The organism is Burkholderia sp. LMU1-1-1.1, assembly GCF_040675865.1.
GTDB lineage: Bacteria > Pseudomonadota > Gammaproteobacteria > Burkholderiales > Burkholderiaceae_D > Rugamonas.
In genome coordinates, this window is record NZ_JBEGHG010000045.1 from 1 (window position 1) to 13,531 (window position 13,531).

Consider the following 13,531-nt stretch of genomic DNA (forward strand, 5'->3'; position numbering starts at 1 on the left):
CGTTTCTTCCCTGACAAAAGAGCTTTACAACCCGAAGGCCTTCTTCACTCACGCGGCATTGCTGGATCAGGCTTGCGCCCATTGTCCAAAATTCCCCACTGCTGCCTCCCGTAGGAGTCTGGACCGTGTCTCAGTTCCAGTGTGGCTGGTCGTCCTCTCAGACCAGCTACTGATCGATGCCTTGGTAGGCTTTTACCCTACCAACTAGCTAATCAGATATCGGCCGCTCCAGGAGCATGAGGTCTTGCGATCCCCCACTTTCATCCTTAGATCGTATGCGGTATTAGCGTAACTTTCGCTACGTTATCCCCCACTCCAGGGTACGTTCCGATATATTACTCACCCGTTCGCCACTCGCCGCCAGGTTGCCCCGCGCTGCCGTTCGACTTGCATGTGTAAGGCATGCCGCCAGCGTTCAATCTGAGCCAGGATCAAACTCTTCAGTTTAATCTCTGTTTATTTGCTGCTTTCGCAGCACCGTGATTGCTCACGGGTCGCTCACTCAAAATACTGACAGGCCACTACTTTCGTAGCGCCTATTTCATTACTTCTTGTGAACATTTAATATTTTAAGTATCGCGGAACCGAGGCTCCGCGTGCACTTTCATCAAACGCCCACACTTATCGACTGTTAATTTTTAAAGAACTTGTTCGGTACTGCTTGGTACTGCTTGCTGAAGAAGCGTTGTGTTCATCAGCGAAGAGGCAAGATTATGAGGCGTTTCGAACATCTCGTCAACCACTTCTTTTTGCCCCGCTTCACTCTGCAACACGCTGTTTTGTGCACGCCGTTTTGCGGGGAGGCGAACTATAGCAAAGGGTTCGACTGCTGACAAGAGCGACAGCGTAAAATGTCGCTTTTACCGATCCAAAGTACGTCATGTCCATCCTGCTCACCACCCTCAACGCCCGCTACACCCACGCCTCGCTGGGTTTGCGCTATCTATTAGCGAACATGGGGGAACTGCAGGAGCAGACGCGCTTGCAGGAATTCGTCATCGGCGCCAAGACCACCGAGATCGTCGAACGCATCCTGGCGCACTCGCCGAAGATCGTTGGTTTCGGTATCTATATATGGAACGTCGAGGAAAGCACCAAAGTCGTCGCCATGCTCAAACGCGTGGCGCCGCACGTGATGGTGGTGCTGGGCGGGCCGGAAGTGTCCTACGAGTCGAACGAGCAGGAAATCGTCAAGCTGGCCGACTACCTGATCACCGGCTGGGGCGACGTCACCTTCCCCAAGCTGTGCGGCGAGATCCTCAACGGCCCGAAACCGCTGATGAAGGTGCACGCCGGCGTGCAGCCGCCGATGGCCGAGATCAAGCTGCCCTACTCCCTATATACCGACGACGACATCAAAAACCGCACGATTTACGTGGAAGCGTCGCGCGGCTGCCCGTTCAAGTGCGAATTCTGCCTGTCGGCGCTGGACAAGACTGCCTGGCCGTTCGCGCTGGAGAGCTTCCTGGCGGAGATGGAATCGCTGCATGCGCGCGGCGCGCGGCTGTTCAAGTTCGTCGACCGCACCTTCAACCTGAATATCAAGACCAGCCTGAGGATCATGCAGTTCTTCCTCGATAAGCTGGAGGCCAACCCCGACGATCCGGTCTACGCCCACTTCGAGCTGGTGCCGGACCACCTGCCCGACGCACTGAAAGAGGGCATCAGCAAATTCCCTCCCGGAGCGCTGCAGTTCGAGATCGGCATCCAGAGCTTCAACCCGGCGGTGCAGACGCTGGTCAGCCGCAAACAGGACAACCAGAAGGCCGCCGACAATATCCGCTGGCTGACCGACCACTCCAACGCCCACATGCACGTGGACCTGATCGCCGGCCTGCCCGGCGAGACGGTGGAGAGCTTCGCCGAGGGCTTCAACAAGCTGTGGGCGCTCGATCCGCACGAGATCCAGTTCGGCATCCTCAAACGCCTGCGCGGCACGCCGATCATCCGCCACACGCAGGAATTCGGGCTGGTGTTCGAGCCGTACGCGCCGTACACCATCCTGGCCAACCGCGACATCGACTTCCCGACCATGCAGCGGCTGGTGCGTTTCGCCCGCTACTGGGACCTGGTGGCCAACTCCGGCCGCTTCGGCAATACGCTGCCGGTGCTGCTGGGGGATTCGGCGTTCGAGCGCTTCATGGCCTTCTCGGACTGGCTGTACGCCAACACCGACGCCACCCACCGCATCGCGCTGGAACGGCTGGTGGCGATGGTGTCGCGCTATTTGCAGGAGCGCGGCATGGACAAGGCGGAAGCCGACGCGCTGCTGGCCAGCGATTACGCCGGGTCCAAGCCGAAACCGGCCGAAACGCCGGCGCCCAAGCGGCAGGCGCGCAGGCTGGCCGCCTGATGCCAGGGAGCGCCAGCGCACCCTCGCATGAAGACAAGTGGCGGCCAGGGCCAAACTCCCTTAAACTGACGTAATGCCTACAGCCCAAGAGCCTACCCTCACTCTCAATCCCGGTGCCGCCGACGGCCCGTCGGTCGCGGCGGGCGGCACCTGGCAAGTGCACGCTCTGGCGCAGGGCAAGGCGATGGCAACCATCACCGGGCTGCTGAAATCCCTCAAGGCCGACAAAGTCCATTGGGACCTGTCGGCGATCGACAGCATGGACCACATCGGCGCCCAGCTGTTCTGGAACGCCTGGGGCAAGACCCGCCCGCCCGACCTGCACCTGGCGCCGGGGCAGGAGGAATTCTTCAACCGGCTCGAAACCACCGGCAAAATCGAACTGCCGCGCCCCCGCCAGCAGCGCCTGACGTGGGTGATGAAGCTCGGCTTCGCGATGCTGCTGTTCTTCGAGCACATGGCCGGCTTCATCACGCTGATCGGCCAGCTGACGCTGGACCTGTGGCGCTTCGTCCGCGCGCCGCAACGCGGCCCGTGGAAGGAAATCTCGGCCAACATCTTCCACGCCGGCTTCCAGGCGCTGGGCATCACGGCGCTGGTCGGATTCCTGATCGGCGTGGTGCTGTCGTTCCTGTCGGCCCAGCAGTTGCGCGCCTTCGGCGGCGACATCTACCTGGTCAACCTGCTCGGCATGAGCATCATCCGCGAACTGGGGCCGCTGCTGGCGGCGATCCTGGTGGCCGGCCGCTCCGGCTCTTCGATCACCGCGCAACTGGGCGTGATGCGGGTGACCGAGGAACTCGACGCCATGCTGGTGATGGGGATCTCGCACGGCTTTCGCCTGGTGATGCCGAAGGTGCTGGCCCTGGCGATCTCGATGCCGCTGCTGGTGATCTGGACCGATTCGATGGCGCTAATCGGTGGCATGCTATCGGCCAATGTGGAACTGGGCCTGTCGCCGCAGTATTTCATCTCCAAGCTGCCGGACGCGGTGCCGCTGGCGAACTACATGATCGGCCTTGGCAAGGGCGTCGTGTTCGGCGTGCTGATCGCGCTGGTGTCGTGCCACTTCGGCCTGCGCATCAAGCCGAACACGGAAAGCCTCGGACGCGGCACCACCACCTCGGTGGTCACGGCCATCACCGTCGTCATCCTGGCCGACGCGGTGTTCGCCATCCTGTTCAACGGCGTGGGGTTCTGATGGCCGACCAGGCGCTCGTCCCCGAAAAAGCCTGCGGTCCGGGCACCGGCACCGGCGAACTGACGCTCGACGGCAGCGTGCCGATCGTCGACATCACCGGCCTGTGGACCAAATACGGCCGCACCGTCGTGCACCAGGACTTGAACCTGGAAATCGAGCAGGGCGAGATCATGTCCATCGTCGGCGGCTCCGGCACCGGCAAGACCACGCTGCTGCGCCAGATGCTGGGCCTCGAACGTCCCGCGCGCGGCTGCGTGCGCGTGTTCGGCGAAGACATCAGCGAGATCGGTCCGGCGCAACTCCAGCAACTGCGCAACCATTGGGGTATGCTGTTCCAGCAAGGCGCGCTGTATTCGGCGCTGACGGTGTTTGAAAACATCGCCCAGCCGATGCGCGAACTGCAGGTGTTGCCGGAAGACCTGGTGCGCGACGCCGTGCTGCTGAAAATGAATATGGTCGGCCTGGGGCCGGAGCACGCGATCAAGATGCCGTCCGACCTGTCCGGCGGCATGGTCAAGCGCGTGGCCCTGGCGCGCGCGCTGGCGCTGGAGCCGAAGCTGCTGTTCCTCGACGAGCCGACCGCCGGGCTCGATCCCGACCTGTCGGAAGCGTTTGTGTCGCTGATCAAATCGCTGCACCGGGAGCTCGGACTGACGGTCGTCATGGTCACGCACGATCTGGATACGCTGTTCGCGCTGTCGACGCGCATCGCCGTGCTGGCGGAAAAACACGTGATCGCCCTCGGCCCGCTGCAGGAGGTGCTGAAGGTCGACCACCCGTTCATCAAGGAGTTCTTCCTGGGCGACCGGGGACGCCGCGCGCTGGAAGCACTGGACGAAAAGGCGCTGGACGACAAAACCAATAAGGATCACTGATGGAAAACAGATCTCACGCACTCACCACCGGCTTTTTCACGATCACCTTATTGATCGCGGCGATCCTGTTCGGCATCTGGTTCAACCGCGACCGCGTCGAACGCCTGCCGTACGTGATCGCCACCACGCAATCGGTGCCGGGCCTGAACCCGCAGGCGCCGGTGCGCTACCGGGGCCTCGAAGTAGGCAAGGTCGGCGGCATCGCCTTCAATCCCAAGATGGCCGGCCAGATCCTCGTCATGCTCAACATCAACACCGACGCGCCGATCACCAAGACCACCTACGCCACCCTGGGCTACCAGGGCGTGACCGGCATCGCCTTCATCCAGCTCGACGACGAGCAAACCGGTTCGCCGCTGCTGGCCACCAGCAGCGAGGCGCCGGCCGTCATCCCTCTGCGCCAGGGCTTCCTCGACCAGGTGGAAAAGCGCGGCAAGGAGATCCTGTCGCAGACCGAGGAAGTGACCAAGCGCCTCAACACCCTGCTCAGCCCCGAGAACCAGAAGATCATGCTGGCGGCGTTCGCCGACGTCAGCGAAACCGCCAACAAATACCGCGACCTGCCGGCCAAGCTGGAACCGACCATCGTCAAGCTGCCGGCGCTGGCCAACGAAGTCCAGCGCACGCTGGTTTCCGTCAACGCGCTGGCGACCGACGTCAATCGCCTGACCACCGGCCTGCAGGCGCCGGACGGCCCGATCGCGCGCGTCAGCGGCACCGTCGACCGCATCGGCCTGTCGGTCGAATCGGTGGCCGGCGGCCTGGAACTGGACACGCTGCCGCAAGTGAACTCGCTGGCCGACGACACCCGCTCGTCGATGCGCGCGTTGCGCAAGACCATGAACAAGATTAACGATCGTCCGCAAAGCCTGATCTTCGGTGCGCCCGGCACCCCGCCCGGCCCGGGGGAAGAAGGCTTTACCGCTCCGACCAAATAAGGATCACCGATGACCACGACCCTGCGCGCCCGCGCCATCATCATCGCCGCCGCCGTCCTGCTAAGCGCCTGCGCCAGCAAAGGCCCGACCAACGCCAACTACGACTTCGGCCCGCTGCCGCCGCAAGCCACGGCGGCAGGCGCCAACAGCATCGGCGCCATCATCGTCGCCGACGCCACCGGCCCGGCGTCGCTCGATTCGGAGCGCATGCAATACCGCCTGCTGTACGCGGACGCGCGCCAGTCGCGCCCCTACGCCTACAACCAGTGGACCAGCACCCCGCTGCAGCTGATCACGCAGCGCATGAAGGCGCGCATCGCGCAGGCCGGCGTGAAGGTGCTGTCGACCAGCGACTCCGCCGCCAGCGTCAACCTGCTGCGGCTCGAGGTCGACGACTTCGCCCAGAACTTCGAGTCGGCCACGCAAAGCAGCGGCAACATCAGCCTGCGCGCCTCGGTGTTCCGCAGCCACCGCCTGGTGGACCAGAAAACCTTCACCCGCAGCGCCCCGGCGCCAAGCGCGGACGCCGCCGGCGGCGCGCGCGCCCTGGCCGACGCCGCCGACGCGTTGGCGGCCGACGTGCTGGCATGGCTGGCGGCGCTGCCGCCACAGGGGCAATGACGCAACCGGCAACATCGGCGCCGCCCGTTCCGGCGCCCGTCCGCAAAGGCTCGCCGCTCTCGCGCGCGGCGCTGCTGGCCTATCTGCTGCTGATCATCTACGCCAGCTGGTTCCCGTTCTCCGGCTGGCAGAACCAGGGCCTGTCGCCGCTGATCTTCCTCGAAACCTCGAGCATGCCGCGCTACTGGACCAAGTTCGACGCCATCATCAACGTGGTCGGCTACGTGCCTTTGGGCGCGCTGATCGTCTACTCGCTGTATCCGCGCATCCGCGGCATCTTCGCCTTCCTGCTCGCCACCTTCTGCGGGCTGCTGGTGTCCGGCACGATGGAGGCGGTGCAAACCTATCTGCCCAGCCGCGTCTCGTCCAACCTGGACTTCTACACCAACGCCGCCGGCTGCGCGATCGGCGCGCTGGTCGGCGCGCTGACGGTGCGGCGGCTGCTCGATGAAAGCCCGCTGCAACGGCTGCGGCGCGCCTGGTTCGCGCCGCACGCCAGCCAGGGCCTGGTGCTGCTGGCGCTCTGGCCGCTGGCGCAAATCTATCCGCAAAGCTTCCTGTTCGGCCTGGGCCAGCTGCTGCCGATCCTGTCGGACTGGCTGTCGCAGCTGCTCGACATGGACATCGACCTGGCCAGCTACGTGCGGCCGGACATGGTGCTGACCGTCGAACAATACTGGCTGTCGGAGACCATCATCACCGCCTGCGGCATGGTCGGCGCGGCGCTGACCTTGCTGTGCCTGCTGCGCAAGCCGGCCCCGCGCGCGCTGCTGGTGACGGCCATGATCGCTTCGGCCATCGTCGTCAAGGCGCTGGCGACGGCGCTGCTGTTTTCGCCCGAGAACGCCTTCGCCTGGGTCACGCCGGGCGCCGAGGGCGGCTTCCTGATCGGCGCCATCATGCTCGCCGGCCTGATGTTCGCCCCGCAAGTGGCGCAGCGGCGGCTGGGCGCGGTCACCTTGCTGTTGAGCCTGGTGATCATCAACACCACGCCCGCCAACCCGTATTTCGTGGCCACTTTGCAAACATGGGTGCAAGGCAAGTTCCTCAATTTCAATGGCGCGGCGCAATTCCTGTCGCTGCTGTGGCCGTTCTTCGCGGTCTGGTTCCTGTGGCTGCCGTCTCACAAGCTCAACAAAGAGACCAGAGAACCGGCCACCGCCCCCGGCCAAGGGCGGGTATCATAGCGCCTCAAGCATTGGCCTCGCCGGCTGACAACTTTTTCCGAGAGAGATAGCCATGAGCGACACTCCGTATTTCAAACACCACGTCTTCTTCTGCATGAACAAGCGTGACGACGGCCGCAACAGCTGCGGCGACCACGGCGCGGAAACCGCCCAAAAGCACGCCAAGAAACGCTGCAAGCAACTCGACATCAACGGCCACGGCAAGGTCCGCATCAACCAGGCAGGCTGCCTCGACCGTTGCGAGGAAGGCCCGGTGCTGGTGGTCTATCCGGAAGGCGTCTGGTACACCTACGTCGACACCAGCGACATCGATGAAATCATCGACAGCCACCTGGTGCAGGGCAAGATTGTTGACCGTCTTAAAATCTAACGAGCTATGAACAAGAACGAAAAATTCACCCTGGCGGGTAACGCCGGCCTGATGGAAGGCCAGATCGACTATCCGAAGAACGACACGCCGGTCGGCGTCGCCCTGGTTGCCCATCCGCACCCGCTGTACGGCGGCACGATGGACAACAAGGTGGCCGTCACCCTGGCGCGCACCTTCGCCAGCCTCGGCTACGTGGTGGCGCGCATCAACTTCCGTGGCGTCGGCGCCTCCGAGGGCGTGCACGACCACGGCCATGGCGAAACCGACGACATGGCCATCCTGCACGCCTGGATGACCGGGAAATATCCTGGCCTGCCGGTGGCGCTGGGCGGTTTCTCGTTCGGCACCTTCGTGCAATCGAAGCTGGCGCAGCGCCTGGCCGCCGCCGGCACGCCGGCCGAGCGCCTGGTGCTGGTCGGCAGCGCCGCCAAGAAATGGGACATGGCCGACATCCCGGCCGACACCATCCTGATCCACGGCGAAAACGACGACACCATCCCGCTGATCGACGTGCTCGACTGGCTGCGTCCGCAGGAGATCCCGGTGATCGTCATCCCGGGCGCCGACCACTTCTTCCACCGCAAGTTGCAACACATCAAAAGCTGGGTAACCCAGCTGTGGCGCCGTCGCAGCGACGTTGCCGACACTGAAACGGACACCTCCGCGGCGGATTAACGCTCTATAATCCCCGCTGTTTTTTACGCAGTCTTTTAACCTTACCACCGAATAATTAGCCCATGAAAAAATTGATCGCGGCACTGGCCACCAGTGTGATGTTGATGTCCGCCGCTGTGGCGCAAACCCTGCCGCCCCCCACCATCGCCGCCAAATCCTGGCTGCTGCTGGACGCCACCAGCGGCCAGGTGATCGCCTCGCAAGATCCCAACGCCCGCGTCGAGCCGGCCTCGCTGACCAAGATCATGACCGCCTACGTCGTCTTCGGCGCGCTGCGCGACAAGAAGGTCACCCTGAACCAGATGGTCAACGTCTCGACCAAGGCGTGGAAGGTCGACGCCAGCAGCTCGAAGATGTTCATCGACCCGGCCACGCCGGTCAGCATCGACGACCTGCTGCACGGTCTGATGATTCAATCCGGCAACGACGCCGCCGTCGCGCTGGCCGAAGCGGTCGCCGGCGACGAATCGGCCTTCGTCGTCATGATGAACAAGGAAGCCGAGCGCATGGGCTTGAAGTCGACCCGCTTCGCCAATCCGCACGGCCTGCCCAGCCCGGACAACTATTCGACCGCGCAAGACCTGTCGGTGCTGGCCAAGCGCGTGATCCTGGACTTCCCGCAGTTCTACAAGATCGACTCGATCAAGAGCTTCACCTACAACAAGATCACGCAGCCGAACCGCAACCGCCTGCTGTGGCTGGACCCGACCGTCGACGGCATGAAGACCGGCCACACCGAAGCGGCCGGCTATTGCATGATCGCCTCGGCGCGCCGTCCGAACGGCGCCAGCGAACGCCGCCTGATCTCGGTGGTGCTGGGCACCAACTCCGACAACACCCGCACGCAGGAAAGCCAGAAGCTGCTGAACTGGGGCTTCCAGAACTTCGACACGGTCAAGCTGTACTCCAAGGGGCAAGCCATCGCGACGCCGGAAATCTGGAAGGGTTCGCAAAGCGCGGTCAAGATCGGCTTCACCAGCGATGTCATGGTGACGGTGCCGAAAGGTGTCGCCGCCAAGATGAAGCCGGTGCTGGAGCGTAAGGACCCGCTGGTCGCGCCGCTGCCGCTGAACACCCGCGTCGGCTCGCTGAAGATGATGGTTGACGGCAAACCGCTGCTGGAGCTGCCGGTGGTGGCGCTGGAGAACGTGGAAGAGGCGTCGATCTTCGGCCGGGCCTGGGATTCGATTCGTCTCTGGATGAATTAAGTTAATCCACGTAGGGCGGATTAGGCGGAACGCCGTAATCGGCCATGCATGCGTCATCGTCGGCGCATGCATGGCCGATTACGCTGCGCTAATCCGCCCTACGTGTCTCTTCGTATCTCTCTCCTACCGAAAGCACGCCCATGAGCTCCAACCTGTCCTGCCCGTCCATCGCCACCAGCAACGGTGGCCCGACCTTGTCGCGCATCGTCGCCGGCATGTGGCGCATGAACGAATGGAACCTGACGCCCCAGCAACGCGTGTCGTTCATCGAGCAATGCCTGGAGATGGGCGTGACCAGCTTCGACCACGCCGACATCTACGGCGGCTACGGCGTGGAGGCGGTGTTCGGCGAGGCGCTGACGCTGCAACCGTCGCTGCGCGCGCGCATGCAGCTGGTAAGCAAGTGCGGCATCAAATTGATCAGCGCGGCCCGTCCGGACCATACGATCCAGCACTATGACACCAGCGCCAGCCACATCATCGCGTCGGCGGAACAGTCGCTGCGCCAATTGGGCACCGATCATCTGGACCTGCTGCTGATCCACCGCCCCGATCCGCTGATGAATTTCGACGAGATCGCCGACGCTTTCGGACGTCTGCGCCAGGAAGGCAAGGTCCGGCATTTCGGCGTGTCCAATTTCAGCCGCCACCAGTTCGAGAGCCTGAACCGCCGCATCGCGCTGGCGACCAACCAGGTGGAGTTCTCGCCGCTGTGCGTGGCGCCGATGTTCGACGAGATCTTCGACGGGTTGCAGGATCTGGGGGTGTCGCCGATGATCTGGTCGCCGCTGGCCGGCGGCCGCCTGTTCAGCAAGGACGATGCGGCGGGCGTGCGGGTCAGCGCCGCGATCCAGAAGATCGCCGACGAGCTGCGGCGTCCGTTCGGCAGCGTGGTGTTCGCTTGGATTATGCAGTTGCCGAGCCGGCCGGTGCCGTTGACCGGGTCGGGGCGCATCCAGGCGGTGGCTGAGGCGGTGGAGGCGACGCAGTTCACGTTGAGCCGCAGCCAGTGGTTCGAGATCCTGCGCGCCGCGCGCGGGCACGAAGTGGCGTGATCCGCGCGCTTACTCCACTGAACCTCGCTTAAATCTAAAACACGTAGGGCGGATTAGCGTAGCGTAATCGGCCAATGCATGCGTCTCGACGGCGCATACGTGGATCAGATAGCGCGCCCGTCCCGTACCGAGCTCAAATCTCGTCATACACGACCGGCGGCGCGATCCCCTTCCAGCCCTTCTTCCAAGCCAGGTTCAGCGCCAGCGTGAAGGCGATATACACCACAAAGAACAGCACGAAGTAAGCGGCCTGCAACCACGCCAGCAATCCCAGGTTCACCACCAACAACACCAACGCGCCCCAGCTCTTCTTCTGCTTGGAGCTCGGGAAGCGCACCGTCGACACCATCAGCGTGCCCACCACGAACAACAGCAGCACGACCAGGATCGCGTGCCAGGTGGTCGCCGCCGGGTCCGGCCAAGCCACCACCACCGACGCCACGCAAGCCGCCCCCGCCGTGATCGGCATGCCGACGAAATAACGCGGGTCGGTCCGGCCGACGCTGACATTGAAGCGCGCCAGCCGCAACGCGCCGCAGGCGACAAAGAAGAAGCTGGCGATGCCGCCGGCCCGCAGCAAGGTCGGATGGTCGACGCCCAGCTGCACGAATCCGTAGCAGTACAACAGCAGCCCCGGCGCGCAGCCGAAGTTCATCACGTCGGCGATGGAGTCGAGCTGCATGCCGAACTCGGACGAGGTGTTGGTGGCGCGCGCGACAAAGCCGTCGAGCGCGTCGAACACGCCGGCCAGCACCAGCAGAATGGCCGCCAGCCGGTAGTCCTCGGCGGACCCGACGAGGGCGTTGTCGACCGAGATGACGATGCTGCCGAAGCCGCAGGCGATCGACATCAGCGTCACCATACTGGGCAATGCGAACTTGGCGCGCCGAACGCGCGCTTGATTGATAGGTTTCAAATGACAAATTCCAGGTTAAGCATACCCTCAACGCCAGCGGATGGCTGGCTGAACGGTTAGCTTACCATTTTACGCAAGCCGTCCCGTACGAAGCGGTCCGGCTGGCAGATTGCGTGCCGCAGCCGCACAATCTGGCTTAGAATCGCTGTAGCCAGCCCGGGCAAAACGCCCATACGCACAGGAGTTTTCAACATGGCAAACCACAAGCACCGGCAACTCCCCTTCTCTCCGTTGCCGGCGGCAATGCTGCTGATCGCCGCGCTGCTCGCAGGCTGTGGCGGCGGAGGAGGCGGCAACAGCAGCCAGACTGCGCCAACGACATCGACCACCCCGCCGCCGCAGGAACCCGGCGCCCCCACGCTGACCGGCAACACCGCCCTGGACGGCTACAACTGGCTCAATTACCGGCGCGCCCAGCTGGGCTTGTCGGTCCTGGCGCGTAACAGCCAGGTCGACGCGGCCGCGCTGGGGCATTCCAACTATCTGCGCCTGAACAATACCGTCAGCCACGAGCAGACCGTGGGCGCGCCCGGGTTCACCGGTGTCAACCTGACCAACCGGCTCGGCGCCGCCGGCTATGCGCTGACCGGCGGCTACGCGATCGGCGAGGTCATCTCCGCCACGACGGAGACCTCCGGCTTCTACCAGGCCGAGGAGCTGATCACCGCGATCTATCACCGCTTCGTCATGTTCGAGCCGGTCTTCAAGGAAGTCGGCACCGGCGCCACCACCGTCTCCGGCGGCTACACCTACTTCACCGCCGACCTCACCGCGACCAACGGCCTGGGCGCCGGCATCGGCGCGGGCAAGCTGGTCAATTACCCGGTCGGCAACCAGACCAACGTCCCGATCAATTTCCTCAGCGATACCGAATCGCCCGATCCGGTGCCGAACCAGAACGAGGTCGGCTACCCGATCAGCGTCCACGCCGACAGCGGCCGGGGCGGCGCCGGGGTGGTGGTGCGCAGCTTCACCATCGCGCCGCGCGGCGGCAGCGCGCTGAACACGCTTCTGCTCAGCAGCGCGACCGATTCGCGGACCACGTCCTCGGCCGCCGCCATCATCCCGCTGGCGCCGCTTCGCCGGGGCACGGTCTACGATGTCAGCTTCGATGGCTCGGTGAACGGCGTGGCGGCGCCGCGCACGTGGTCGTTCACGACCCGGCAGTGACCCGCCGCGAGGGCGGCCCATGCGTTGTTGCGGCGGGTAAGGTCTGCTATGGTACGGCTTCCGTACCGCTTCCGACCAACCACCGATCCGCGATAACGCACCGCCCATGACATTTTCCAGCACGCCAGCCTTAGCGATTCGCGCCGAGGGCCATATCCTGCAAGTGGAAACCGGCCTGCAGCAGCTGATGGGCGACCGCGCCCTGTATCTGCAGATCCTGCGCCGCTTCCGGCAACGCTACCAGGACAGCGCCAACCAGGCGCGCAACGAACTGACCGCCGGCGACGCCGCCGGCGCGCAACGCATCATCCACACGCTCAAGGGGGCGGCCGGCATGATCGGCGCCCAGCAGGTCTATCTATTGGCGGTCAATCTGGAGCAGGCCTGCGCGGGGCCGGCGGCGCTGTGCATAGGACCGCTGGCGCAGCTGGAGCACGCGCTGCGCTGCCTGATGGGCGCGATCGACGCCGAGCTGGACGCGGCCGACGAGCAACCGCCGGCGGAATCGGTGGCCGCCGGCCAGCATCCACCGGAGACGCGCATGCTGGTGCAGCATCTGGCCCGGCTGCTGGAGGAAGGCGACGGCGCGGCGATCGATGTGCTGGAGCACTCCGCGACGGTGCTCGCGGCAAGCTTGGGAGTGGCGGTGTTTCAGGAGGTGACCGAGGCGGCGCATCAGTTCGACTTCGAGGCGGCGCTGGCGGTATTGCATGCGGCGAAGAGCTAGTCTTCAGCGCGTATATTCTTTTTCTTCGTCGAAGGCGTCGGCGCATTCCTTGTCGCAGAAACGTTTGACGTTGTCGAGCGGCTTCTCGCAGTACCAACACGACCCCTTGGGCGGCAGCATCTGCCGCGTGCGGGCCGGCGAGACGGGCGCCGCCATCGCAGGAGGCGCCGTGCCGGCGCCGTCGTCCGGTACGCTTTCTTGTGTCGGTTCCACGATCCCCTCCGTTCCAGGCGGT

General features: G+C 64.2%; 14 protein-coding genes and 1 rRNA gene. 12 read left to right on the forward strand and 3 right to left on the reverse strand.

The window, feature by feature from the left end; all coding sequences use genetic code 11:
- Window positions 1-447: ribosomal RNA gene (locus tag MRBLMU1_RS23495) — 16S ribosomal RNA — on the reverse strand; the annotation flags it as partial.
- 433 nt (window positions 448-880) lie between these two features.
- Between MRBLMU1_RS23495 and MRBLMU1_RS23500 the strand changes: the two genes are divergently transcribed.
- The 10 genes from MRBLMU1_RS23500 to MRBLMU1_RS23545 all read left to right on the forward strand — a co-directional run bounded on the left by MRBLMU1_RS23500 (window position 881) and on the right by MRBLMU1_RS23545 (window position 10,483).
- Window positions 881-2,353: a B12-binding domain-containing radical SAM protein gene (locus tag MRBLMU1_RS23500; RefSeq protein ID WP_363506572.1), complete on the forward strand. Its 1,473-nt coding sequence runs from the start codon at window positions 881-883 to the stop codon at window positions 2,351-2,353.
- A 73-nt stretch (window positions 2,354-2,426) separates the two neighbouring features.
- Complete coding sequence (locus MRBLMU1_RS23505; protein ID WP_363506575.1) at window positions 2,427-3,554, forward strand: MlaE family ABC transporter permease; 1,128 nt, start codon at window positions 2,427-2,429, stop codon at window positions 3,552-3,554.
- A complete protein-coding gene (locus MRBLMU1_RS23510; protein WP_363506578.1) occupies window positions 3,554-4,429 on the forward strand; it encodes an ABC transporter ATP-binding protein in 876 nt (291 codons plus the stop codon). Before MRBLMU1_RS23505 ends, MRBLMU1_RS23510 begins: the two co-directional genes overlap by 1 nt.
- On the forward strand, window positions 4,429-5,367 hold the full coding sequence (locus MRBLMU1_RS23515) for an MlaD family protein (RefSeq protein ID WP_363506581.1): 939 nt from the start codon (window positions 4,429-4,431) through the stop codon (window positions 5,365-5,367). Before MRBLMU1_RS23510 ends, MRBLMU1_RS23515 begins: the two co-directional genes overlap by 1 nt.
- A gap of 9 nt (window positions 5,368-5,376) precedes the next feature.
- Window positions 5,377-5,988, forward strand: a complete 612-nt coding sequence (locus tag MRBLMU1_RS23520) for an ABC-type transport auxiliary lipoprotein family protein (protein WP_363506584.1) — start codon at window positions 5,377-5,379, stop codon at window positions 5,986-5,988.
- Window positions 5,985-7,175, forward strand: coding sequence for a VanZ family protein (locus tag MRBLMU1_RS23525; protein ID WP_363506587.1), 1,191 nt, complete (start codon window positions 5,985-5,987; stop codon window positions 7,173-7,175). The genes MRBLMU1_RS23520 and MRBLMU1_RS23525 overlap by 4 nt, the downstream gene beginning before the upstream one ends.
- A gap of 52 nt (window positions 7,176-7,227) precedes the next feature.
- Window positions 7,228-7,545 (forward strand): (2Fe-2S) ferredoxin domain-containing protein, encoded by a 318-nt coding sequence (locus tag MRBLMU1_RS23530; protein WP_363506590.1) that lies wholly within the window; start codon window positions 7,228-7,230, stop codon window positions 7,543-7,545.
- A 6-nt stretch (window positions 7,546-7,551) separates the two neighbouring features.
- Complete coding sequence (locus MRBLMU1_RS23535) at window positions 7,552-8,220, forward strand: alpha/beta hydrolase (protein WP_363506593.1); 669 nt, start codon at window positions 7,552-7,554, stop codon at window positions 8,218-8,220.
- A gap of 62 nt (window positions 8,221-8,282) precedes the next feature.
- Entirely contained in the window at window positions 8,283-9,428 is a 1,146-nt protein-coding gene (locus MRBLMU1_RS23540) for a D-alanyl-D-alanine carboxypeptidase family protein (RefSeq protein ID WP_363506596.1), read from the forward strand.
- 140 nt (window positions 9,429-9,568) lie between these two features.
- Window positions 9,569-10,483, forward strand: a complete 915-nt coding sequence (locus tag MRBLMU1_RS23545; protein ID WP_363506599.1) for an aldo/keto reductase — start codon at window positions 9,569-9,571, stop codon at window positions 10,481-10,483.
- A 133-nt stretch (window positions 10,484-10,616) separates the two neighbouring features.
- Here MRBLMU1_RS23545 and pssA read toward each other — a convergent pair whose 3' ends face one another.
- On the reverse strand, window positions 10,617-11,399 hold the full coding sequence (gene pssA, locus MRBLMU1_RS23550) for a CDP-diacylglycerol--serine O-phosphatidyltransferase (protein WP_363506602.1): 783 nt from the start codon (window positions 11,397-11,399) through the stop codon (window positions 10,617-10,619).
- A gap of 192 nt (window positions 11,400-11,591) precedes the next feature.
- On the opposite strand from pssA, the gene MRBLMU1_RS23555 reads away from it, so the two are divergent.
- Together MRBLMU1_RS23555 and MRBLMU1_RS23560 are read left to right on the forward strand one after the other, a co-directional pair.
- Window positions 11,592-12,569: a CAP domain-containing protein gene (locus MRBLMU1_RS23555; RefSeq protein ID WP_363506605.1), complete on the forward strand. Its 978-nt coding sequence runs from the start codon at window positions 11,592-11,594 to the stop codon at window positions 12,567-12,569.
- A gap of 106 nt (window positions 12,570-12,675) precedes the next feature.
- A complete protein-coding gene (locus MRBLMU1_RS23560) occupies window positions 12,676-13,296 on the forward strand; it encodes an Hpt domain-containing protein (RefSeq protein ID WP_363506608.1) in 621 nt (206 codons plus the stop codon).
- A 3-nt stretch (window positions 13,297-13,299) separates the two neighbouring features.
- Here the strand turns inward: MRBLMU1_RS23560 and MRBLMU1_RS23565 are convergent, their stop codons facing one another.
- On the reverse strand, window positions 13,300-13,509 hold the full coding sequence (locus MRBLMU1_RS23565; protein WP_315222755.1) for a hypothetical protein: 210 nt from the start codon (window positions 13,507-13,509) through the stop codon (window positions 13,300-13,302).
- Between the last annotated feature and the right edge of the window lie 22 nt (window positions 13,510-13,531).

What these genes read in the sequence shown, in the direction of transcription:
- MRBLMU1_RS23545 (WP_363506599.1), top strand. Translation starts at nt 9,569, where the DNA reads ATGAGCTCCAACCTGTCCTGCCCGTCCATCGCCACCAGCAACGGTGGC.
- MRBLMU1_RS23535 (WP_363506593.1), top strand. Translation starts at nt 7,552, where the DNA reads ATGAACAAGAACGAAAAATTCACCCTGGCGGGTAACGCCGGCCTGATG.
- MRBLMU1_RS23560 (WP_363506608.1), top strand. Translation starts at nt 12,676, where the DNA reads ATGACATTTTCCAGCACGCCAGCCTTAGCGATTCGCGCCGAGGGCCAT.
- MRBLMU1_RS23525 (WP_363506587.1), top strand. Translation starts at nt 5,985, where the DNA reads ATGACGCAACCGGCAACATCGGCGCCGCCCGTTCCGGCGCCCGTCCGC.
- MRBLMU1_RS23530 (WP_363506590.1), top strand. Translation starts at nt 7,228, where the DNA reads ATGAGCGACACTCCGTATTTCAAACACCACGTCTTCTTCTGCATGAAC.
- MRBLMU1_RS23510 (WP_363506578.1), top strand. Translation starts at nt 3,554, where the DNA reads ATGGCCGACCAGGCGCTCGTCCCCGAAAAAGCCTGCGGTCCGGGCACC.
- MRBLMU1_RS23505 (WP_363506575.1), top strand. Translation starts at nt 2,427, where the DNA reads ATGCCTACAGCCCAAGAGCCTACCCTCACTCTCAATCCCGGTGCCGCC.
- MRBLMU1_RS23540 (WP_363506596.1), top strand. Translation starts at nt 8,283, where the DNA reads ATGAAAAAATTGATCGCGGCACTGGCCACCAGTGTGATGTTGATGTCC.
- MRBLMU1_RS23515 (WP_363506581.1), top strand. Translation starts at nt 4,429, where the DNA reads ATGGAAAACAGATCTCACGCACTCACCACCGGCTTTTTCACGATCACC.
- MRBLMU1_RS23520 (WP_363506584.1), top strand. Translation starts at nt 5,377, where the DNA reads ATGACCACGACCCTGCGCGCCCGCGCCATCATCATCGCCGCCGCCGTC.
- MRBLMU1_RS23500 (WP_363506572.1), top strand. Translation starts at nt 881, where the DNA reads ATGTCCATCCTGCTCACCACCCTCAACGCCCGCTACACCCACGCCTCG.
- MRBLMU1_RS23555 (WP_363506605.1), top strand. Translation starts at nt 11,592, where the DNA reads ATGGCAAACCACAAGCACCGGCAACTCCCCTTCTCTCCGTTGCCGGCG.